This window comes from Bradyrhizobium sp. ORS 278 (assembly GCF_000026145.1).
Taxonomy (GTDB): Bacteria; Pseudomonadota; Alphaproteobacteria; order Rhizobiales; family Xanthobacteraceae; genus Bradyrhizobium.
The window spans coordinates 859,507-882,611 of the sequence record NC_009445.1 but is presented as its reverse complement, the minus strand read 5'-3'; the positions used below and the strand labels follow the sequence as shown (position 1 = coordinate 882,611).

The 23,105-nt window shown below is 64.8% G+C and carries 19 protein-coding genes and 1 tRNA gene; 16 read left to right on the top strand and 4 right to left on the bottom strand.

All coding sequences use genetic code 11. The annotated features are described in order from the left end of the window. The first annotated feature begins 24 nt into the window (after positions 1–24). From BRADO_RS35290 to BRADO_RS03820, 13 genes are all read left to right on the top strand, one after another. Positions 25–237: a hypothetical protein gene (locus BRADO_RS35290; protein ID WP_162093049.1), complete on the top strand. Its 213-nt coding sequence runs from the start codon at positions 25–27 to the stop codon at positions 235–237. Beyond that, complete coding sequence (locus BRADO_RS03875) at positions 170–871, top strand: M48 family metalloprotease (RefSeq protein WP_244422963.1); 702 nt, start codon at positions 170–172, stop codon at positions 869–871. Before BRADO_RS35290 ends, BRADO_RS03875 begins: the two co-directional genes overlap by 68 nt. Positions 872–942: 71 nt before the next feature. Continuing rightward, entirely contained in the window at positions 943–1,521 is a 579-nt protein-coding gene (locus BRADO_RS03870) for a hypothetical protein (protein WP_011924003.1), read from the top strand. Between the two features lie 2 nt (positions 1,522–1,523). Continuing rightward, complete coding sequence (locus tag BRADO_RS03865) at positions 1,524–2,345, top strand: TIGR04222 domain-containing membrane protein (RefSeq protein ID WP_157872510.1); 822 nt, start codon at positions 1,524–1,526, stop codon at positions 2,343–2,345. Between the two features lie 47 nt (positions 2,346–2,392). After that, a complete protein-coding gene (locus BRADO_RS03860) occupies positions 2,393–3,370 on the top strand; it encodes a cobalamin biosynthesis protein CobT (protein WP_011924001.1) in 978 nt (325 codons plus the stop codon). 201 nt (positions 3,371–3,571) lie between these two features. Next, positions 3,572–3,895, top strand: a complete 324-nt coding sequence (locus BRADO_RS03855; protein WP_011924000.1) for a lipid asymmetry maintenance protein MlaB — start codon at positions 3,572–3,574, stop codon at positions 3,893–3,895. Positions 3,896–3,965: 70 nt separating this feature from the next. Then, complete coding sequence (locus BRADO_RS03850; protein WP_011923999.1) at positions 3,966–6,023, top strand: chemotaxis protein CheA; 2,058 nt, start codon at positions 3,966–3,968, stop codon at positions 6,021–6,023. After that, positions 6,023–6,487: a chemotaxis protein CheW gene (locus BRADO_RS03845; RefSeq protein WP_011923998.1), complete on the top strand. Its 465-nt coding sequence runs from the start codon at positions 6,023–6,025 to the stop codon at positions 6,485–6,487. Before BRADO_RS03850 ends, BRADO_RS03845 begins: the two co-directional genes overlap by 1 nt. Positions 6,488–6,515: 28 nt before the next feature. Continuing rightward, complete coding sequence (locus BRADO_RS03840) at positions 6,516–8,219, top strand: methyl-accepting chemotaxis protein (protein WP_011923997.1); 1,704 nt, start codon at positions 6,516–6,518, stop codon at positions 8,217–8,219. Positions 8,220–8,275: 56 nt separating this feature from the next. Next, entirely contained in the window at positions 8,276–10,090 is a 1,815-nt protein-coding gene (locus tag BRADO_RS03835) for a methyl-accepting chemotaxis protein (RefSeq protein ID WP_011923996.1), read from the top strand. Between the two features lie 81 nt (positions 10,091–10,171). Continuing rightward, positions 10,172–10,660, top strand: a complete 489-nt coding sequence (locus BRADO_RS03830; RefSeq protein WP_011923995.1) for a chemotaxis protein CheW — start codon at positions 10,172–10,174, stop codon at positions 10,658–10,660. Continuing rightward, positions 10,641–11,522, top strand: coding sequence for a protein-glutamate O-methyltransferase CheR (locus tag BRADO_RS03825; RefSeq protein WP_050780949.1), 882 nt, complete (start codon positions 10,641–10,643; stop codon positions 11,520–11,522). Before BRADO_RS03830 ends, BRADO_RS03825 begins: the two co-directional genes overlap by 20 nt. A 13-nt stretch (positions 11,523–11,535) precedes the next feature. Then, positions 11,536–12,630: a chemotaxis response regulator protein-glutamate methylesterase gene (locus BRADO_RS03820; RefSeq protein WP_011923993.1), complete on the top strand. Its 1,095-nt coding sequence runs from the start codon at positions 11,536–11,538 to the stop codon at positions 12,628–12,630. Positions 12,631–12,770: 140 nt separating this feature from the next. Here the strand turns inward: BRADO_RS03820 and hisC are convergent, their stop codons facing one another. Continuing rightward, entirely contained in the window at positions 12,771–13,844 is a 1,074-nt protein-coding gene (hisC, locus tag BRADO_RS03815) for a histidinol-phosphate transaminase (RefSeq protein WP_011923992.1), read from the bottom strand. Positions 13,845–13,925: 81 nt separating this feature from the next. Next, positions 13,926–13,999, bottom strand: a tRNA-Arg gene (locus BRADO_RS34895). A 152-nt stretch (positions 14,000–14,151) separates the two neighbouring features. Between BRADO_RS34895 and BRADO_RS33685 the strand changes: the two genes are divergently transcribed. Together BRADO_RS33685 and BRADO_RS03810 are read left to right on the top strand one after the other, a co-directional pair. Further along, positions 14,152–15,432, top strand: a complete 1,281-nt coding sequence (locus BRADO_RS33685) for an integrase family protein (protein ID WP_244422962.1) — start codon at positions 14,152–14,154, stop codon at positions 15,430–15,432. Positions 15,433–16,032: 600 nt separating this feature from the next. Next, positions 16,033–17,658, top strand: a complete 1,626-nt coding sequence (locus BRADO_RS03810) for a hypothetical protein (RefSeq protein ID WP_157872509.1) — start codon at positions 16,033–16,035, stop codon at positions 17,656–17,658. Here BRADO_RS03810 and BRADO_RS03805 read toward each other — a convergent pair. Further along, the gene (locus BRADO_RS03805) at positions 17,630–18,685 is read right to left on the bottom strand and encodes a hypothetical protein (RefSeq protein WP_011923989.1); all 1,056 of its coding nucleotides are present in this window, start codon (positions 18,683–18,685) and stop codon (positions 17,630–17,632) included. The two genes, BRADO_RS03810 and BRADO_RS03805, sit on opposite strands and share 29 nt — an antisense overlap. Before the next feature lie 120 nt (positions 18,686–18,805). Here BRADO_RS03805 and BRADO_RS03800 point away from each other — a divergent pair, with 120 nt between their 5' ends. Then, entirely contained in the window at positions 18,806–20,593 is a 1,788-nt protein-coding gene (locus BRADO_RS03800; RefSeq protein WP_041756073.1) for a hypothetical protein, read from the top strand. Positions 20,594–20,665: 72 nt separating this feature from the next. On the opposite strand, the gene BRADO_RS03795 is transcribed toward BRADO_RS03800, so the two are convergent. Then, complete coding sequence (locus BRADO_RS03795; RefSeq protein WP_041756072.1) at positions 20,666–23,062, bottom strand: hypothetical protein; 2,397 nt, start codon at positions 23,060–23,062, stop codon at positions 20,666–20,668. Positions 23,063–23,105: the final 43 nt, after the last annotated feature.

Here is a 23,105-nt window from a genome sequence, read left to right as displayed (position 1 = left end):
CGGAGCAACGTCCTGGACGAAGCGATGGCGCCCGCGCTGTGGCAGATCTGGCGGGAGCTCGATCCGGCCTTCGCCAAGCCGCGGCGGACCCTGCGGTTCGACGCCGAATTCAATGCGTCGATCAGCGAGGCGCGCGGCTTCGCCGGCATCCTCCGCCAGCATGTCAACGATGACCGTCGGGCTGCCGCTGTTGATGATCCTCGACGAGCGGGCCATCCGCGCCACCATCGCCCATGAGGTCGCCCACGCCGAGCTGCGTCACATCACCGGAGCCGGCAACCTGTTCGACTTTCTGCGCGCCTGCGAGAACGTTCTCCATTACGCGAACCCCGATCGCACGGTCACCGGCCGGATCGCCGCTTTTCTGCTGCGCGCCGTGCTTGGATGGGTCAACCGGGAGTATCTCGTGCTGTCGCGCCAGAACGAGCTGGCCGCCGACCGGCGCGCCGCGGCGCTGATGGGATCACCCGAGATGGCGCGATCGCTCGTGCTGATCGCCGGCGGCGTGGCGCAGCTGCGCGAGCTTGTCTTTGCGCCCTTGGAGACCGATCTGCTCGGCGCCATCAGCCTGCCGGCCACGCCGCTGCAGCGCATGTCGACCCATCTCGTCGCCATCCGCGACCATGATGCGCCGGCCGCCGCGGCGGCCAAGAGGATGGAGGAGGAGCCTATGGAGGACAAGGACTCGACCCATCCGCCGCTGCGCGCGAGCCTCGCCAATCTCGGCTATGCCACGCTCCCGGCGGTCGATCCGATCGAGGCGCCGGCCATCGAGCGACTGCTGTCACCCGGTGCCGCGCTTAACCTGTCGGCCCGCCTCGATGCCGAGTGGCGCAAATTGGCACAGGCCAGGGTGCGTCTCGGAGGCTGACATTCAGCATAACAGGTCGCCTTGCCGGATGGCCATTGGAACGCGATCCGCTTCCATGCTATCGTGTTCCCGTGCACGATCTCCGAGACCCGTCGGTACAGCGCGCGCAGCTCAAGGTCGATGTCCAGGCCGGCGAGCCGGACTGGACGCCTGCGCGACAGGATTTATGGCGCCGAATATCCGCGCATGATTTCGAGCCGGAAACGCCGTTCAACTTCACCCAGCGGCTGGCGCGCGATCATTGCTGGAGCCTCGACCAGGCCCGCGCCGCGATCGAGGCGTATCGCCGCTTCTGCTTCCTGGCGATGGTCTCGCCCACGCCGGTGACGCCGAGCGAGGTTATCGACGAGGTCTGGCACCAGCACCTGATCTACTCGCGCGACTATTGGACGATCTGGTGCGGCGAACGGCTGCAGGCCCCGCTGCATCACGATCCGACGCCCGGCGGCGCCGAGGCGCAGATGACCTACCGCCGGCAATATGCCGAGACCCTGGCGCTGCACGAACGCTTCTTCGGGCCGCCGAGCCCCGATCTGTGGCCGGCGACACATCTGCGTTTCGCCGGCCCGCGCTATCACGTCACCGACCTCACCCATTGGCTCATCCTGCCGCGGCCCAGCGCATGGCTGCGGCGGCTGTTCAGGAGATGACTATGGCGCTCAATCCGTTCAACTGGACGGCCGGCCCATTCCTTCTACTCTATGTCGCGAGCGCCGTGATCGTGTTCGCGCTCGTCATCGTCGCACGCCGCATGATCGGCCCGCCCGCAACCTCGATCCGTGCGCTGCGCGAGCTCGAGCTCGCCTATCTCGCCGGCGGCGAACAGCGGCTCGGAGATGCCGTCCTGCTCGGTCTCGCCGCCAAGAATGCCGCGACCTTCACGCCGCGCAATCACAGGATCACCATCGCCGACCAGGCGCCGCTCGCCGCCCTGATCGACCGTCCGCCGCCACTCAAGCTCCAGCCCGAGATGACGCGGCAGCAGTTTCAAACCGCGCTGGGGCCGCTCGCCGAACGCATCAGGCAGCGTCTGCAGTCGCTCGGCTACGCGCCGAGCGAGGCTCAGCTCGCCACCTTCCGCACGGCGGCGCTTGGCCTGATCGGCGCGCTCCTCATGCTGGGCGTCGTCAAGGTGGTGGTCGGCACCGAGCGGCATCACCCGGTCGGCTTTCTTCTCATCCTGCTGGTCGCGACCTGCGTCCTGACCTTCGTGCTGATGAAACGGCCGACACGGACGCGCGCCGGCCATGCTGCGCTCCAGGACTACAAAGCCGTGCACGCCCGCGCGGCCCGCGCCCCGCGCGAGCACGAGCTGCTGATGGCCGTGGCGCTGTCCGGCGCCGTCGTGCTCTCCGGCACCGCCTATGCCTCGGTGCTGGCGACATCGCAGACGCTTGGCGGCGGCTCGACCGGCGGCGGCTGTGGCGGCGGTGGTGATGGCGGAGGCGGTGGCGGCTGCGGCGGCTGCAGCTGAGCCGCTTCCAGCCTCGCCCGTGCCGCCAAGATGGATCGGAAGTCGGCTTGACCTGGCGTGACGTCGCCCTGACGCTCTTCCTGATGGCCATGATTGCGCTGGTGCTCGCGCCGGGTTTTCCGCCGCGGCGCCGTCGCACGGTGCGCCAGCCCGTGCCGCTCGATCCCCATCGTCCCTACCAGGCCTACACCAGGGAGTTCGACGTCGAGGTCGACGCCAACGGCCTGGAGAGCTTCTTCGCCGCGCTCGGTGATGATGAGCGGCGCTTGTCTGAGCGCTATCCCCCGCTCGATCCCGCTCCCTTGTTCGCGCTCGACGAGGAGCTGGCTGCGCGGCGCGCGAACGCATGCGCAGCGTCCGCGCCGATGCGCGCGGATGACGCCGCGGTCACGTTGCTCATCGACCATTCCGGATCGATGCGCGGAGATCCCATCCTCCACGCTGCGCGCGCCGCCCTCGTCGCCTCCGACTTGCTGGCGCGCGTCGGCGCCACCCAGGAGGTGCTCGGCTTCACCACCACGCGCTGGAGGGGCGGACGGAGCCGGGAGAAATGGCTGAAGAACGGACAGCCGTCTTATCCGGGACGGCTGAACGACCTGCTGCACATCGTCTATTGCCGCGCCGGCGAGACGCTGACCGCCGCGCAATGTGCACCGATGCTGTGGCCGGGCCTGCTCAAGGAGAACGTCGATGGCGAGGCGGTCGCCTGGGCCGTAGCGCGGCTGCGACAACGTCGCGAGCCGCGCAAATATCTCATCATCCTGTCAGACGGCGCGCCAGTCGACGATTCCACGATCTTGGAGAACGGCAACGGCTATCTGAGCCAGCATCTGCGGGCCGTGATCGCCGAGATAGAGCGCGAAGGCGACATCCTGGTCGCGGCGATCGGGATCGGCGACCACGTCGCTCAGCACTATCGGCGGTGCGTCACGATCGGCTCTCCCGCGGAATGGGAAGAGGCGCTCGTGCAGCTGATCGAACGCCTGCTGCAAGGCTCCTTCGGCGACAACCTCCCCTCGCCGTAGATTCACCGGCGTTGCGCAAGGGGCCACCGCCGGCACACCGTATTTTTTCGGGCCCGCCTGATTTCGTCTGCACGTCATCGTACTCATTAGTTCGTTGTCAGGATTTGAGTTAGTCGATTGTCCGAAAACTGCGGCGCGTTTTAGCGAATCTCTAATTCCCGTGCTGCACGATCCCGCCACGACGTTCCCGTTGGAGACGTGATGGTGTCCGAGTATCCGAAGTCGAAAGAGGCCGTAAAACTACCGGCTGATTGCAGCATTGCAGCCATCCGGGAAGTCCACGAGATGGTCCGCGATGCATTCGTCCAGCGTGCCGCGCTCGAGATCGACGGATCGTCCGTCGACAAGGCCGACGTTACCGCGATCCAGCTGCTGATTTCCACGGCGAAGACCGGACGCGAGCAGGGACGCGCGGTCGCGCTCACGGACCCGTCCGAGGTGTTGCGCAACGCCATTCGCCGCGCGGGTTTTGCCGGCGACGCCGCCGTCGACCGTCACTTCACGCACAAAACGGACGGTGTGTGATGTCCGCGATCCGCGCAGCCGGCTGGACCAGAGCACCGTTCATCTCGATCGTCGCCCGGATGATCCGCCCATGAGCACGCCCGACTGGACCGAATCGTTCCGACAGGAAGCCGCCGAGCTGTTCGAGACGCTCGAAGGCGCGCTGCTGGACCTCTGCGACACGCCCGACGATCGCGAGCTCGTCGACTGCGCGTTCCGCGCCCTGCATACCATCAAGGGATCGGGCGCGATGTTCGGCTTCGACAAGGTCGCGGCCTTCACGCATGAATTCGAGACCGCGTTCGATCGCGTCCGCAAGGGCGAGATCACGCCGACGCGCGAGCTCATCACCGTGGCGCTCTCGGCCAAGGACTACATCCGCGCCCTGATCGACTCGCCCGACAGCACCGACACCATCATTGGCGACGGCATCCTCGACGATCTCCGCCGCTTCGTGACGCCGAGCACCGTGACGGACGCGCCGCCGCTGCAGCCGTCGGCAACCGATCGAGTCGCCGGCGACGACAACGCCGTCGCGGGCTGGCGGCTGCATCTGGCGTTCGAGACGCACATTCTGAGAAACGGCTCCAATCCGCTCAATTTCCTCGACGATCTCAGCAAGCTCGGCCCCTGCTTCGCCGTCGCGCTGACCGACGACGTGCCCCTGCTCGACGCGCTCGAGCCGGAGGACTGCTACCTGACATGGGACGTGACGCTGCACTGCTCATGCAGCCGCGAGGTCATCGAGGACATCTTCATGTTCGTCCTCGAGGAGATGACGCTGTCGGCCACGCCGCTGACGCGGGGGGAGCTGTCGCCCGTGGCCGCCGAGCCCGTGGCGCCGCCTGCACCGAAAGCACCCGAGCCGTCTGTGGCCGTCACCGAGCAGGCTCCGCCACGGGCCAAGGACAAGGACGCCGATCGGGCGCCGGACCCGCGCCGCGAGGAGCCGAAGCGCGGCGACGATCGCGCCATCGCCACCGTTCGCGTGCAGGCCCGCCGCCTCGATGAGATGATGGACCGCGTCGGCGAGCTCGTGATCGCCCAGGCGCGGCTGAGCCAGCTCGCGGCCGCCAGCTCCGACCCGTCCATCAAGATCGTCGCCGAGGAGATCGAGCGGCTCGCCGGCAGCCTGCGCGACACCACGATGGGCGCGCGCATGGTGCCGATCGGCTCGCTGTTCGGCCGCTTCCGCCGCCTCGTCCATGACCTGTCGCTCGAATTGTCGAAGCCGGTGGACCTGATCACCTCGGGCGAGGACACCGAGCTCGACAAGACCATGATCGAATGCCTCGCCGATCCCTTGGTGCACCTCATCCGCAACGCCATCGACCACGGCATCGAGCAGACCGCGGTCCGTCAGGCCGCCGGCAAGACGGAGAAGGGCCGCATCGAGCTGCACGCGATTCATTCCGGCGCGCAGGTGCTCGTCACCGTGCGCGACAATGGCGCGGGCCTCAACACGGCGCGCATCCGCGCCAAGGCCGAGGAGCAGGGTCTGCTCGCGCCGGACGCTGACATGTCCGACACCGAGATTCACCAGTTCCTGTTTCACCCGGGCTTCTCGACCGCGCAGACGATCTCGGCGCTGTCCGGCCGCGGCGTCGGCATGGATGTGGTCAAGCGCACTATCGAGAACATGCGCGGCTCGATCGACATGGCGACGAAGCCGGGCGAAGGCACGACTGTCACGCTGCGGCTGCCGCTGACGCTCGCCATCATCGAGGGGCTGATGATCAGGGTCGGCGAAGGCCGCTACATCATTCCGCTGTCGGCGGTGGAGGAATGCGTCGAGCTCACCGCGGAGGACCAGCGCGCGCGCGGCCGCAACTTCCTCAACATACGCGGCGACCTCGTGCCCTACCTGATGCTGCGCGACATCCTGCACGCCAACGGCATGCCGGACGAGTATCAGAAGACGATCATCGTCTCGACCGGCGAGACCCGCGTCGGCCTGGTCGCCGACCAGATCATCGGCAGCCACCAGACCGTGATCAAGTCGCTGTCGAAGCTGCACTCGGATGTCACGATCTTTTCCGGCGCCACCATCCTCGGTGACGGCACGGCGGCGCTGATCCTCGACGTCGCCCAGCTGGTCGCGCTCGCGCAGGCGCATGCCGACAAGCAACATCTCCACGAGGCCGCCTGATGAGCCAGCACACAGAGCACGCAGCCATTGGCGGCCAGTCGGCCCAGGTCGTCATGATCGGTCTCGGCGACGAGAAATTCGCGCTCGATGCCGCGATCGTGCGCGAGATCATCGATCCCGTGCCGGCGACCAAGGTGGCCGGCGCCAAGCCGTTCGTCCACAGCATCATCAACGTCCGCGGCAACATCGTTCCGCTCGCGGACCTCAGGCTCCGCTTCGGCATGCCGCCGACGGAGGCCTCGACCGACACGCGGATCGTCGTGATCGAGATCCAGATCGACAGCGACCCGGTGCTGGTCGGGCTGATCGCGGACAAGGTCTACGAGGTCACCGAGATTTCACATGCCGACACGCAGCAGACGCCGCGCGTCGGCGTGAACTGGAAACCCGAATTCATCCGCTTCATCACCAAGTGGCGCGACGAGTTCGTCATCGTACCGAACATCGAACGGATTCTTCACTAGAGATCCGGCTGGGGCACAAGAGGGACACATGCGGTTCACCATCAAGGCGAAGCTGGCAAGCGCCTTCGGCATCACGATCCTGCTGTCGATGATCGCCGGCTCGCAAGGCTATCTGAAGCTCACCGATACCTTGAACACGACCGACACGATCATCGCGGCGGGATCGCGGGTCGAGAAGGCCGGCAATATCGAAAAGCTGCTGCTGCTGCAGGTCCGGGCCGAGAAGAACGCCATTCTTGCCCCCAGCGAGTCCGAAACCGCCCGCTTCGCGAACGAGATCGGAAACATCCGCGGCAACTTCGTCAAGGCGAAGGACGAGCTCTACGAATCCTCGACCGAGGCCGGCAAGAAGCTGCTCGACAAGGTGTCCGCTGCCTACACCCGGCTGAACGCCGAGCAGGATCAAGTCCTCAAGATCGCAGCCTCGGACAAGGCCAAGGCGACGGAGCTGTCGACCGGGCCCGTGCGGAAGGCGGTCGGAGAGGTCACGCAGACTCTCACGGACTACACGACCTTCGTGCAGAAGGTGATGACCGATCATCAGGCCCAGGCGCGGGAGGAAGGCGCCAGGGCGCAGCTGGTCGTGATCAGCCTGGTGACGGCATCGATCGTCATCGCGACGATCTCCGCGCTGTGGATCGCGCTCAGCATCGGCCGGGCGCTCGGTCGCGCGGTCGGCCTGGCCGGCGCGGTGGCCAGCGGCGACCTGAGCCAGACGCTCAAGGTCTCGAGCAATGACGAGGTCGGCGATCTCGTCACCTCGCTCAATACGATGTCGGAGAAGCTGCGCCAGATCGTCGGCGAGGCGCTGACCGCGGCGCAGAACGTCTCCGCCGGCAGCCAGGAGCTGTCGGCCAGCGCCGAGCAGCTGTCGCAGGGCGCGACCGAGCAGGCTTCGTCGGCCGAGGAAGCCTCGTCCTCGATGGAGGAGATGGCCGCGAACGTGAAGCAGAACGCCGAGAACGCCAACCAGACCGAGAAGATCGCGGCGCAGTCCGCCAAGGACGCCGAGGCCAGCGGCGCTGCCGTCGGCCGCGCGGTGGAGGCGATGCAGACCATCGCCAGCAAGATCACCATCGTTCAGGAGATCGCGCGCCAGACCGATCTCTTGGCGCTCAACGCCGCGGTCGAAGCCGCGCGCGCCGGCGAGCACGGCAAGGGCTTCGCGGTGGTCGCCTCCGAGGTGCGCAAGCTCGCCGAACGCAGCCAGGCCGCCGCGACCGAGATCGGGCAGTTGTCGGGCGAGACCCTGAAGGTCGCGCAGGACGCCGGGACGATGCTGGCCAAGCTGGTGCCCGACATCAAGCGGACGGCGGAGCTGGTCGTCGAGATCAGCGTGGCCTGCCGCGAACAGGATGTCGGCGCCGCGCAGATCAACCAGGCGATCCAGCAGCTCGATCAGGTCGGCCAGCAGAACGCCAGCGCCTCGGAGCAGGTGTCGGCCACATCGGAGGAGCTGGCGTCGCAGGCGGAGCAGCTGCAGAGCGCGATCTCCTTCTTCCGGATCGGCGGTGCGGCCGAGCCGGCGCTGCGGGACGAGCCGATCGAGCGTGCCGTCGTTCAGTTGCGCTCGAAGGCCTCGGCCATGGCTGCCGCCGAGCGCGGCGCGCAACCCCCCGCGCCAAAGGCAAGGCCGGCGCGCGCCGCACGCGTCGCCGCCGGCGGCTCGGGTTTCGCCTTCAACCTCGACAACGCCGCGGATGACCGCGACGACGACTTCAAGCGGTTCTGACCCGATCCGGCGCCGCCGCTCCGGACACGGTCACCACAGATCCAAAGGGACCTCAGATGAGATTCACGGTCAAAGCGAAGCTGGCGGCGTCGTTCGGCGTCGTGATCCTGCTGTCGATGATGGCGGGCGCCATCGGCTACATGAAACTGACGGAAACGATCTCCACCACGGAGAGCGTCGTCGCAGCATCAGGACGCATGGAAAAGGCGATGGAGCTGGAAGCGACGCTGCTGCTCCAGGTACGCGCCGAGAAGAATGCGTTGCTGACCACGACGGACACCGAATTTGATCGTTTCCCGGCGGAGATCGCGACGCTGCGCACGAAGCTGATGAAGGCCAAGAATGAGATCTACGCTGGCGCAACCGAGGCCGGACGCAAGCTGCTCGACCAGTTCGCCACGCACTATGCGGCCTTCAACGCCGCGCAGGACGAAGCGCTGAAGATCGGAAAAGCCGATCGCGTCAAAGGCTCCGCACAGTCGATGGACGAGGTGCGCAAGGCGGTCGGCCATGCCGGCGACGCACTGACCGAATACGTGCATTATGTGCAGGGACTGATGGCGTCCCGCGCCGAGCAGGCGCGCACCGATGGCTCTCGCGCCCAGATCCTGCTGATGAGTCTCGTCGGCGCGGCGTTGCTGGTCGGCGTGGCGTCCGCCTTCTGGATCGCGATCAATATCAGCCGTGGTCTCAACAGCGCGGTCGGCCTCGCCGAGGCAGTCGCGCTCGGTGACCTCAGCCAGACGATCGATCACAAGGGCAATGACGAGGTCGGCGACCTCATCAAATCGCTGAATGCGATGACCGCCAATCTGCAGAAGATGGCGACCGTGGCGGACGCGATCGCGGGCGGCGACCTCATGATCGAGGCGAAGCGGCTGTCCGACAAGGATACGCTCGGCATCGCGCTGGAGCGCATGGTCGAGAAGCTGCGCCAGATCGTCTCGGAAGCGCTCACCGCTGCGCAGAACGTCTCCGCCGGCAGCCAGGAGCTGTCGGCCAGCGCCGAGCAGCTGTCGCAGGGCGCGACCGAGCAGGCCTCGTCAGCCGAGGAAGCCTCCTCCTCGATGGAGGAGATGGCCGCGAATGTGAAGCAGAATGCCGAGAACGCCAGCCAGACCGAGAAGATCGCGGCGCAGTCGGCCAAGGATGCCGAAGCCAGCGGCACGGCCGTGGGCCGCGCCGTCGAGGCGATGCAGACCATTGCCGGCAAGATCACCATCGTGCAGGAGATCGCCCGCCAGACCGATCTCCTGGCGCTCAATGCCGCGGTCGAGGCCGCGCGCGCCGGCGAGCACGGCAAGGGCTTCGCGGTGGTCGCCTCCGAGGTGCGCAAACTCGCCGAGCGCAGCCAGGCCGCCGCAGCGGAGATCGGCCAGCTCTCCAGCGAGACCGTGAAGGTCGCGCAGGACGCCGGCGCGATGCTCGCGAAGCTGGTGCCGGACATCAAGCGGACCGCCGAACTCGTGCTCGAGATCACGGTCGCCTGTCGCGAGCAGGACGTCGGCGCCGCGCAGATCAACCAGGCCATCCAGCAGCTCGACCAGGTCGGCCAGCAGAACGCCAGCGCCTCCGAGCAGGTCTCCGCCACCTCGGAGGAACTGTCCGCTCAGGCCGAACAGCTGCAATCGACCATCGCCTATTTCCGGATCGACTCACGCGCGAACGACAACGATGCGGCGCCGATCGATGCCGCCGTGAGCCAGCTGCGGGCCAAGGCGGCCACCATGGCGGCTGCGGACCGCGGCGCGAAGAAGCCTGCCGCCGGCAAGGCCAAGCCCGCGCGCGCGGTGAAGGCCGCCGGCGCCGGCGGCTTCGCCTTCAGCCTGGACGATGACGAGGACGAGCGCGACGCGGATTTCCACCGCTGATCGCCGCGATCGCGGCGCTCCGCTCGCCCCTGGCGGAGCCCGCAACACCTGACGTTCCGCTGGCACAGAAGAGGACGACACATGAGCGAAACGGCTCAATATCTGACGCTCGGTCTCGACGGCGAAACCTTCGGCATCAGCATCCGCAACGTGCGCGAGATTCTCGACATGAAGCCGATCTCGCGGCTGCCGCACGCCCCGCACTTCCTGCTCGGCATGATCGATGTTCGCGGCAGCGGCTATCCGATCGTCGATCTCCGGCTGAAGCTCGATCTGCCGAGCGTGCCGGCGACGGAGGCGACGCGGATCATCATCCTCGACGTGCCGGTCGGCAACCGGCTGGTCGGCGTCGGCTTCGTCGCCGATTGCGTCTTCGAGGTCACCGACATCGACGAGTCCACCGTCGAGCCAGTGCCGGAAGTCGGCGGCCGCTGGACGTCCGACTACATCTCCGGGATCGGCCGGAAGGGCGACAGGTTCGTCGTGCTGTTCGATCTCGCCAAGCTTATGGCTCATACGCGCCTGCCGGTCGCCACGGACCACGGTGGTCATGCCCCAGCTGCAGCTTAAGCCGGCCTGGGCGGAACCGTTCGGTTCCGGCGGGACATTGTCCGATGCGCGTTTCCGCGCGCTGTCGCAGCTGATCGAGGCGCAGGTCGGCATCAAGATGCCGGCCGGCAAGCGCTTCATGCTGGAAGGACGGCTGCTCAAGCGCGTCCGCGCGCTCGGCCTGGCCAGCGTCTCCGCCTATGTCGATGCCCTGTTCGATGGCCATCAGTTCGAGGACGAGCTGATCCACCTGATCGACGTCGTCACGACCAACAAGACCGACTTCTTCCGCGAGCCGGCGCATTTCGATTTTCTGCGCCAGACCGCGGTGCCGGAGCTGATGAAGCTGCGCGGCAGCGAACGCGTGTGCAGCTTCAAGATCTGGAGCGCCGCGGCCTCGATGGGGATGGAAGCCTACACGATCGCGATCGTGCTCGACGAGATGGTCCGCAGCGGGCTGCGCATCGACTATCGCATTCTCGGCACCGACATCTCCAATCCCGTGCTGCGGATCGCAAGCAAGGGAATCTACGACATCGAGGTGCTGACGCAGGTGCCGGATCAGCTCGCCAAGCGCTACTTCCTGCGCTCGCGCGATCCGGCGCGCGCGGAATGCCGCGTCGTGCCTGAGCTGCGCCGCCACGTCAACTTTCAGCGCATGAACCTGATGGATTCGACATATCCGGTCGACCGCGACGTCGACATCATCTTCTGTCGCAACGTTCTGATCTATTTCGACAAGCCGACCCAGCGCAAGGTCGTGTCCCGGCTGTGCTCGCACCTGCGGCCGGGCGGCTTCCTGATGGTCGGGCATTCCGAATCGATGGTTCACAGCCTCGTCCCGGACCTCAAGCAGGTCCGGCCGACGATCTTCACTGTGTAGCGGGGGCGCTCACATGACCAAACCCAAGATTCGTGTGCTGATCGTGGACGATTCCGCGTCGGTCCGGCAGATCATGACCTCGATCCTCGGCGAGGACCCCGACATCGAGATCATGGGCACGGCCGCCGATCCGTTTGCCGCCGCCCGCCGCCTGCAGAACGAGCTGCCCGACGTCATCGTGCTCGACATCGAGATGCCGCGCATGGACGGCCTCACCTTCCTGCGCAAGATCATGGCGCAGCATCCGATCCCGGTCGTGATCTGCTCCGCCGCGACAGAACAGGGATCGCAGCAGGCATTCGAAGCGTTGGAGGCGGGTGCCGTGGACATCGTCCCGAAGCCGCGCGTCGACACGAGGCAGGCGCTGCTGGAAGCGTCCGGGCGGCTGCGCGATGCGGTGAAATCGGCCGCGCGTGCCCGCGTCCGGCCGCGTGCCGCGCGCCGTCCCATGATCGAGAAGAAGCTGACGGCCGATGCGATCATTCCGCCGCCGGTGGAGACGCGGACGCGCCCGACCACCGAGCGCATCGTCTGCATCGGCGCATCGACCGGCGGCACCGAAGCGCTCGCCGACGTGCTCGAGGCGCTGCCCGCCGACAGCCCCGGCATCCTCATCGTGCAGCACATGCCGCCCGGCTTCACCGCGGCCTTCGCTCGTCGCCTGGACGGCCTCTGTGCCATCCGCGTCAAGGAGGCCGAAGACGGCGAGGTGGTGCAGGCCGGCTGCGCCTATATCGCGCCGGGAGCCCGCCACATGCTGCTGCAGCGTATGGGCGTGCGCTATCACATCGCCATCAAGGAAGGACCTCCGGTCTCGCGCCACCGGCCCTCTGTCGACGTGCTGTTCCGATCTGCCGCGCAACATGCGGGACCCAACGCGCTCGGCGTGATCATGACCGGAATGGGCGACGATGGCGCGCGCGGCCTGTTGGAGATGCGCAAGCTCGGCGCCGCGACGCGTGCGCAGAACGAGGAGAGCTGCGTCGTGTTCGGCATGCCGAAGGAGGCCATCGCCCTCGGCGCGGCCGAGAAGGTGTTGCCGCTCGACCAGATCCCTCGCGAGATCCTCAAGTGGCATCACGCAGGCCACGCCGCCGCCGCGCATTGAACGCTCGATCGCGAGAAGTGGCGCGAGGCGCCGTCCTCGCGACCGGCTTTGCACGCGCGGATCAGGGAGACGCTTGCGAGTCCGCCAACGATTCCAGGGACCATTGCACCCTGCTCGGCAGCAGCTGAGCGGAAAGCCGATCAGGCCGCCCGAGGGCTCGCCAGGATCGCGCGCAACGCCTCGGTCAGCCGCGCCAGCTCCGCCGTCGAGCCGATGGTGATCCGGAGATAGTCGGCGATACGCGGCGCCGTGAAGTGGCGGACGATCACCGCGCGCTCGCGCAACGCCGAAGCCAGCGACTGGCCCGAGTGCTCCGGATGCCGAGCGAATAAGAAATTGGCGCTGGAGGGCAGAACATCGAAGCCTAGGCAGACCAGCGCCGCCGTGAGGTCGGCGCGATTCTGCATGATCTCCGTGCGCACGTGCTGAAAGTGCGGCTCGTCCTCGAGCGAGGCGATGGCGCCGGCCTGGGCCGGCCGTCCCAGCGGATAGGAGTTGAAGCTGTCCTTGACCCGCGCCAGCCCCTCGATCAGTCCGGCGTCGCCGATCGCATAGCCGACGCGCAGCCCGGCGAGCGCACGCGACTTCGACATGGTTTGTACCACCAGCAGATTTGGATAGTCGCGGATCAGCGGGATCGCCGTCTCGGCGCCGAAGTCGACATAGGCCTCGTCGATCACGACGGCGGCGTCGCTGCGCGAGGCCACCAGTCGCGCAATCTCTGCCCGCGACAGCGCAATGCCGGTCGGTGCGTTCGGATTGGCCACGATGACCGGGCCGCTGCCGCCGAGATAATCATCGATGCGCACGCGCATCGACGCATCGAGCGGAACGGTAGCGTAGTCGATCCCCAGCAGGCGGCAATAGACTGGATAGAAGCTGTAGGTCACGTCGGGAAACAGCAGCGGCGCGCGCTGCTTCAAGAGTGCGGCGAAGGTATGCGCGAGCACTTCGTCGGAGCCGTTGCCGACGAACACCTGCTCGGGTGCGACCTTGTGATAGGCGGCCAGCGCCTCGCGCAGGCGCGTCGCCTGCGGATCGGGATAGAGGCGCAGCGTCTCGGCCGCCGTGGCCTGGATGGCCGCGATCGCCCGGGGCGAAGGCCCGAACGGGCTCTCATTGGTGTTGAGCTTGACGAGACCTTGGATCTGCGGCTGCTCACCCGGCACATAAGGCGACAGCCCGTGCGCGAGCTCTGACCAGAAACGGCTCAAGACGAACCTCCTGCGGCGCCGACCCGGACCCGGCGGCGCATCGATCGGAGACGATGGGATCGGAGACGGATCATCAGCAAATGGCGCGCCCGGAACGATTCGAACGTCCGACCCTCAGATTCGTAGTATGAATTTGGCGCTTTCCGACTGCACGCGGCGGTGCCTCGCCACACTCTCGCCCACGCAATAAGATACTGATTGGTCATGCACTTTCGCGTCATGGCGTAGTCTGGCGTAATTTGACCTCGATGATTCTCATCCAGGACTTCCCCAGACTAAACCCAGACTAAAATCGGTGAAAGTACCCATGGCTGACCAACGCGAGATTCTCACCGATAAAAGCATTGCGCGTCTTTCCGCAGGAGAGAAGCAGTACAAGGTGCGCGACAGCGAGCTACCGGGATTTTTCGTCCTCGTCGGCAAGCGTCGGAAGACATTCATGGCCCAGGGTGAGTTCTGGCGCGATGGCGTTCGTGAATTCACAGCCCAGGTAAAGCTCGGTGAATTTGGCGACATAACCACGCGACAAGCGCGAGCCGGAGCCAAGGAAGCACTCGGGTCGATCGCCAAGGGCCAACGTCCTGGCGAAGCTCCGACGATTAAGGGAGGCTCAATAACACTTCGGCAGGCCTGGGAGCGCTATCGGAATGCGCATATGGAACGTACGGGTCGAAGCTCGGGGACCATTGGAAATTATCGGGATCACATGGAGCGGCTGTTCAAGGACTGGCTCGATATTCCGCTGGCTCGGCTTGGCCGGCAGCCAAACCTGGTCATTGAACGCCACGACAAGATCACGAAGGAAAACGGCCCATACATTGCCAATGGAGCTATGCGCAGTTTACGCGCCATCTACAACCACGCCCGGAAAGGCAATCCCGACCTGCCTACCGCTAATCCAGTCTCAGCCATCGATTGGAACAAGGAGCACCGACGCAATACCGGTATGGGACCAAACGACATCAGTAGCTGGCTTAGAGAGCTTTATGCACTGGACAACCCGTTAAGGCGGGAATTTCACCTTCTGACGCTTCTTAGCGGATCACGACCAACAGCTCTCAAAGCGGTTCGCTTGGAGTACATCGATCGACGAAGACGGCTTATCCATATCCCAAAGCCCAAGGGCGGTGAGGAGAAGGCATTCGATATTCCACTATCGCGACCTATGATCCGCTGCATCATCCGCGCAATCAGGTGGGGTCGGATCATGTATCCTGAGCAATGGAAATCTTGGTTGTTTCCGGCCGATAGCGAGCGAGGACATCTCGTAGAGCACAAGGAGGACAGAAATGTCCTTTCGAAATGGGGCAACGATCTGCGGCAGAGCTATCGCACGCTTGCGCAAGCCGCCGGAATTTCGGAGCTCGACATTCATCTGCTGATGAACCACTCGCTTCCCGGCGTGAACGCCGGATACATTACACGTGATCGTCTATTAAGAGATCATCTGCGCCAGCAGCAGCACAGAATATCAGAACTGGTTGTTAATGGCCACGAAGTGAAGCGTGATCCGTCGTTAGGACGCTGGCTCAGACGTGCAAAGGTCGAGGAGACAACCGATCAGGCTCAGCCCAAAAGTAAGATCTGAGCCAGGCATCGTGCGTCAGCATGGCGGAAACTCGCTCGAACAGTTGAACTGCCGAGTTCGACGAAGTTTCATGTTAGCGACTTCGGAAGGTCACGGTTCGCGCCTTGTAACCCCGCTTGATTAAGACTGTTGCCTCCTACAGCGCTGCCGGATGCGATGTTGGACTCAAATCTCGTCTCCTTCCCAATGAAAGCCGAGCACCCCTTCGCTTCTCAATTTGCGATCGAACGAAAGGGCAGCGCCATATGATGCCTATGACAACGATGGTACGCCGCGCGTGGGGCTCCCTCGGATCCACCGTAAGCCCCCGGTGACGGCCACCTTGCGTCGGCAGTGAGGCTTCGCGAAGCCGTAGGACTAGTCCTGGAGCTAGTCCTATGGCCAAAGCGGAAGTTGAAGTGATCACGTCGGAGCAGCGACGGCGGCATTGGTCGCGGGCTACTCCGCCTGTGGTCTTCACCGGATGCGTACGATCCACCCTTCAAGCTATCGATAGAGAGCCGCATCATCTCCCTGTGCAAGAGCAGACCGTGATGGCGTTAACCTGTCTTTAACCAGAATTGTCCGACAAGAGTGGGCCTCCAGCATGCGAGCCGAATCTTGCTGCTTCGATTCCCCAGCCGAGTTCGCATCCATTTCGAGCGAGCTTGTAGCCCTGGTTTCGGGGCACTGGCTCCGGTCGATTTCGAGGATTGCGTTGTCCAACGACAATCCCGTGATTTTCCCCGTTCCGACATGCTGCAGGCCTTGTCGTCAACGTGCCTGAGCGAAATTCAGCAGCTGCTGCCGTCGCGTGCGCGGCATCAGGCCTGTTTGTTGAGGCCGCTATCGTTTGCGGCGACGGCCCGGGCCAAGCCATCGATGGGAATGGGCTGCTGGAGCTTTACACGATCGCCTGCGCCAAGCAGTATGGTCATCCAGTCTGATCATCCTATCGAGATCGACACTGTCCTGTTCGAACGGGCTGACTGGGCGCGCCATGCGGCTACGATCACTGCAAACATGCCGCAGACGCTGGCTCCGCACGCATTCATCGGAGCTGAAAGCCGGTCCGACGATCCAATGCCAGCGTTCGATCTGCTGGCAAGGCCGGTGGCCCAAGTCAAGGAATGCTCGCGCCTGAGCTTCATCATGCTCGACACATTGGCCGCTGGTGAGCGGGCGATCTTCGGTCGCGAGAGTTTTCCCGACACGACCGAATTCTTCCGCGCCTGCGCCGATCTGCTGGCGATGCTACCGCCAGCGTTACGCAGTCACACGTCCTTTGCTGCTGGCTTTTCCCGCCCGATCGCGGGCGCGCTGATCCAATGGATCGACGACAGTGTCCCGCCCGCAAGGCCGGGCGCCCTCACGGCTCAATTGATCGGCCGCGACGCGGACCTGACCACGGATGATATCAGCCGCCGATTTCAGGCGCTGTCGACTGCGGACGATACCGTCGGGGCACATCGAGTTCTCTGCCCGGATCGGGCCGGACGGAGACGTTTCGCAAGCCTGTCGTCCGGCGGCGGACGGCGAGCGGAAGTGGCCTGCGCATGGCAAACCTTCGCCGGCGCGATCGAGGACAAGCAGCCAACGATCGCACCTGCATTGACGCAAAGCGCAGCTTCACTCATCGCCACCTTGTTCGAGGGCGCATCCGTGCCGGCCTCCCTGCCGGCGCTTTCCAGCGCCGGCCGTCACCTGCTGATGGTGCGGCTTGGCCGCCCTCTGCCCATGGCCGATTCGGCGGCACTCGAAGACAGCATCGATGCGATCGAGCAGACGCTTGCCGCGGCGAAGTGGCTGGCCGACCGGTCGGGTTGGACATCCAGCCTAGATGCCTTGTCGAAAGCGTCGATCTCCGCCTTGCGTAGGATCACGATCGACAGACCCGACGCCGACATTGGCATCAATAGCAGCCTGGTTCGTGCCATTGCACGGGCGCCGCATTGCCGGCGCATCGTGGCGCGGCTGATCGGGATCGGCGATCAGGCTGTCGCCGACGCCATCTCGGAGGCCTGCACCGTAGCCGGGACGGCCTCCTCGCAGCTTAGGTCTGCGCGCGACAGACTGGCCCACGAGCTGTTCCTGGTCGCCCCCGTCGTCAAATCTGCGCCCAGGTCGCCACGGCGCGAGATCGCTATTGCAACTGTGCGGCTGTCGCTGCCGCCAGCACCGAGCATGCCGGTCGCATCAGAGAGTGAGCACAAAACGCCTACGCGGACCCTGGCATCGACGACATGACTTCCGGCACCCAAAACATGTTGGGTGCAGGCCTGTTCCAGACCACGCTCGGGATCGGCTCGACAACGCCGATCGGCTTCCAGATGCGGAAGAATGTCCGCGCCTCGTGTTCAACCTGCCGTCCTATCTCCGCCCCGTCCGGAATGGACGTTACCGGGACGCCGAGCTTCAGGGTGGTCAACGCGCCCTTCTCGGTCGGCTTGAACCGCGGGAAGCGCGGACAGTAGGACGCGGCCTCAGCTTCAGCCGGGTGCCTGCAATTGGCCGGCTCGCGCGCCGCTGGACCGGTATTGCCGACAAGGAAACCCCAGGCGCTCGATACCTGGATCACCACCCGGCGCTGAAAAGGACCGGCACAGCGCTGCCGTTCGGCGTTGGCCAAATGCGTGAACTCATTGTCGCCGCGCCAGCTCTGACAGAAGGACCGGATCGCCAGCTCCTGCACTTCCCGTCTTTCCGCCAGCCATCGCGGCGTCGACGGTGCCGCAGCCCCGTCCGTCCTGATCTCGGGCAGCATCTCCGGAACGAGCTGGCAGAACAGGGTCTCGTAACATGTCAGGTCGATGAAGATCCAAGGCGCCTTGCGCTCGCGGACATCGATCCAATACCGCGTCCGCAACGGGCGGATTAAGGCGTTCAACCGGCGGACATCTTCTGCACTGCATCGGCTGTGGATCGACAGCGAGACGACGATACCGTCGAACTCATATTCCGCGCGTTCGAGTCCGCTGACCGCAGCGTCGAAGCTCTGCTCCCAGACCTCGATGTAGCCCCTGTGCGTGCCGGCTTCGATTCCAAGCCGGAACGGCGGACTGACGGCTGAAGACCGGGCACCCTCATGAAGTGCGATCATGTCGAGCAGCTCGAATTCGCTGATCCGTTCTTCCTGGTTGATCTGCCGGCCTTCGCGGTCGACCTCATAGGCCCTGAAGCCGACGTCGTGAGAGAGCGCGACACGGAGCGCGGTAAGACGCGTGGACACGCCGGCGCCCGGCAAGCCGGTAAACAGGATCAACGGATCTGCCACTGGATTCTTCTCTCTAGAGCGCCGTTACTGCCAAATTGCCGCTTCCCGCTTGAATTGTAACAGAATAGACTTCAACTGTCGTCCGCCGTTTCAATATCAGCGAACTTGTCGGCCATCACAATGCCGCTTCCCGTCAACGCGATCTGGTTTCCAGCCGCCAGGACGCTCCTGATATCCAGAAACGGCGCGGACAGTCCGGCCTTTTTTTGCGAATTTGAGCAGGTCGATCAGCTCGGACCGAGAGCGTCAGGCGCACGCCGGCGCTACTGGAAGCTTCCCGAAGAAAGCGTGACGAAGCTGGTCGCTGTCGATGAAAACGCAACATCTGAACTTCTTGGCGCACCGGATGGCGGGACGATACCGCTCGCGCTGGATGCGACGTTCGGCGCTCAGAACAATCTGCTTCTGGTGTCGTACAGGAAAGATAGCGGCGCAGCGCCGGTCCTGCAGCTCAAATTCCTTGCTAACGATACCAGCTTTGCCGATGCGAGCGAGCTGCACCGCCATGCACGCGACACTCTCGGACTTGGACAAAAGGACCATGTCGAGGGCATCTGGACATCCTCGATGACGCGCGACGAAAATGGCGTTCGCATCGGTCCCGCGCGACTTGCCTGGCCTTATGGCACGGCACGATTGATCGAGGTCCAGCCGCCCTCCACGATCGATCTGCTGTCGGAGCTCGAATTGACGGCGCGTACCGATCACTACGTCGGTCAATCCGGCGATTTGCGATCCATTGTCCAGCTGTCATTGGGCGCCCCCAATGCCGCTGTCTTGCTGGTGTGGCGAAGCATTTTCGCCGGTCGGCTGGCCACCAACACGCCGAACCCTTTTCTGCAGTCTCTCGAGACCAATGTTGCGCAATATCTTGGCTGGTCGATCCCGTTCAACAGAATTCCTCCCGCCGTGAGCGCGACCGAACAGCCGACCGCGCGGGGCTACTTCCTGCCGAAATCCGGCATTCAATCCGAACTGATGCCGCCGGGACAGAAGCTGACACTGACGTTCCACGGACCGCTCGACATCGACGATGTCGCCATGCTCTGCATCTGCTCGCAGCCCGGCGAGCAGATCACCATCACCCGGCGCCCGGAAGGGGCACCACCGCCGCACCGTCCTGATGATGAGAACCTGCGACCCCAGATCCTCTGCTGGCGCGCCACGATCCACGGCCTGGTGCCGCTGGCTTGGAATGACATCGAGCCGAAGGTCCGCGCAGCCTTGACGGAGCGGCTGGAGTCAGAGCTGCCCAGAACAGGGCCTGGTGCCGCCGCGGCGTCGCCGACAAGCTGGGCGAACGGCAGTGCGGAGACACAAGCGAGGTCGGCCGCGCCACGGGGCACGCTCGTCGACCCGTCATCGCTGTTCAGCGTCAGCGATGAGCTCCGCAGCATCCTCGACGAATGGTTTGCCACGCTCGATCCGAAGATCGTCGGACGACTCTGCGCGGTCAGCGCCGGCGAGCCAATCCCGTTCACCAATATCGCACGGCTTCTTCCCGTCGCCATCGAGGGCATGCTCAGCGTTCCCTCCAATTGGACGGTGTTCGAACGCGACGCCGAGGCGCTCCAGAAGCAGGCGGCGACCATTCAACATCTGCTGGATCCCACGACAGGGCCGCCGCCTGGTCACCTGCGCGGCAATACCCGCCTCTGGCGTTCGATCAGGCAAGCGATGCAGGAGCAGCCGATCTTCGATGAAACACAGATCCGGCTGATCGACGCGATGCTGCCGACTGCGGCCGGATCACTCCCAAGACTCGATCCCGGCGACTTTCACAAGATCGCCCACCTGCTCGGCCACCTCGCCCAAAGCCACCTGCGGAGATCCGCAGCTGGCAATCTCGCGGACACCGCTTCCGCCGCGCCCGAAGCCGGTGTCGAAAGCCCCGGCGCGCAGGCGTAGGTGCCGTTTCGAGAGCGACACTGCGGGATGCGTCGACGCTCCCCCATACGCGCGACCCCGTGGGCGATAGGGTCAACCTGCGGCGACCTCCCGACCTTTCCGCTGCGTAGCCCAATTGGGGTGTACGACAGAATTGTCGTTTTCCAGCTCGGCCGACACCACCTCGTCGCGAAACGCTTCATGCGCACGCTCGACGAAGCCGCGCTCGGTGAGCTCGGTCTCCGACTTTGCAGGCGGGCCGCTCTTCGCGGCGGCGGCGGCTCGTGCCCAATAGGATTGATTGCTCTCGGTGCCGGCTTGCTGCAGCGTTTCGACAGACACCGGCGCAGGTGCAGTCTCACCAGCCATGTCCGCACGTGCCTCAGCCGCGGCCTGGCGAATTCGCTGCACCCGCTCGAATCCAGCAGCGATTGAGGTGACGAAGTGAATGAGGCGCCACGTCACCCGCCAGATCTGGACCTGCGGCCGCTCTTCGACGGGCTCGGCAAAAGCACCGATCGCCAGGACCGAGTTGATCGCCGCACGCTCCTGCTCTCCGAGCCCCGCGCAGGAAATCGTGCCACCGAACTGCGGCTGCGCGGCATCGTGACGGTATTCGATCTGATTCAGGAAGAGACGCGCCTTGTAGACCTCCGGTGGCACCGGCCAGCCGGCCGGAGGCCGGAGCTTGTCCGGCCTGATCTCGATCGCCATCACGTTCCTGGCATGCTCCTCGACATCGGCGATCATGATTTCCTTGCCGCGCGAGAGCGGGCTTGCATTGGCGCGCGCGCCCCAGATGCCCGACAGCACGATCAACCCGTCAAGTGACAGCGCGATGGCCACGGCGATGTAGGCGAGCTTGTCGCCACGTTGAAACGCGGAAATCGTCCGCACGAACGTGTGGGCGTGTTCGTCCTGCTCTTCCGCGTCGCGGTCGATCTCGGCTCCCAGCGCCTTGGTGACATCGTCGTGTAGACCCGCGATCTGCAGACAGTCCCTACCTTTGTCGATCAACTGCTGAAACGAAAAGGTCGACGTGTCCGCCTTCATGCACTTCTGCTGAAATTCGTCCCGACGCCTGGCCAGATCGAAATAGGCGTCAACCGCCGTGCTGGTCTCTTCCGGAACGTCGCACGACAGCTTCTCAGCCCTGGCGCGGCTCTCGGGAATGCCTCGCAGCAGACTGATCACCCGATTGCACTGTGCGGCGATTGCTGTCCAACTATCCCACGTGCGCTTGTTGGAAAATTCCTTCGGTAGATCGCTCAGGCGCGTTGCCGCCGCAGACGCGCTCGACAGATTGCCGGTGATATCGTCCGGACCACGCTGCAAGGCTGTCGCCACCTCGTTCACGGATTTGACCGAGGTCAATCCGGCTTCGGCGTTCGAGAGGTCGAGCTTGGCCTTCTCGAACTTCTCGCTGGCCTGTTGGCTGGTCTGCTCGGCCTTCGTGACTGCACTTTCGAGCGCTGCCGTCTGAGCTTTGAGATTTTCCTTGGTCTTCACCAGCAACTGCTTGCTGTTGTTCAACGCCCTCCACCGGGGTCCCTGTCCAACCGCAGGATTGCCAAGCCTGTTCAGAGTCCCCCTGCCGGTGGTTTCCTCATCGTCCATCTGCTGCTGCATGCGCGCAATGTCGGCATCGGCCTGCCTGATATCCGCGAGGTTTTTGTCCCTGTCCTGCTTCGCGCGCTCGAATGCCTGCGCCGCGTCTTTGGCCCCTGCTTCCAGCCGCTGACTTTCATTGCTGAGTTCGCTGACCTTCGACGCTGCCGCGTTCTGTTCTCTTTGCCGATCCTCCTTCTCCCGGGCAGCCTTGTCGGCGCGCGCCTTCGCCTCCTCAGCCAGCTGCTTAACTCGGGCATCGGCCGCCTTGGTCAGTTCGGGGGCGGTCGCGGCACTGACCACCTGCGCGATGCGCACCTTGTAGGCGTTCCATGCCGGGCCGCCCGACAGATCCGCCGCAGCCTTGTCGCGCTGGTCACCGAGATCCTTGCCTACTTCCGCATTGATCTTGAGCAGCAGGGTCGACGCCACACCTCTCGCAACAATGGCGCGCTGCGTGGTGCTGCTGATGCCCTGAAGAAAGGCATCGAAAGAGAAGAAGACACAGACGAAGGCGCAGATCAGGAAGCTGAGGATCAGCACGAAATGACGGACGATGAAAATCCGCCTGATCCGCTGCCCGACCCGGCTCGTCCACCCCAGTGGCTCGGGCTCGACCGACCCCGCCACGAAGCCTGCCGCGTCGTTCGCATAGGCGTCACCGATCCGCCAGGACAGATGCACCAGCAGGATCTGGACGCCGACGGTGATGAGCAGGCTGACCACCGTCGCAAACTGCTGATCGTCGCTGGTCGCACCACCGGTAAAGTTCCGCATGCCCTGGAACGTGCGTTCGGCAGAAGCCAGCGCCAGTGCGATCGACGCCAGGCTCATGACGACGACGGAATGCCGCGTCAGCAGGAGCGCCTGCAATTGACGCATGGCGTGTGCAAATATCCCTCTCACGGTGCCGTTCCCTCATGAA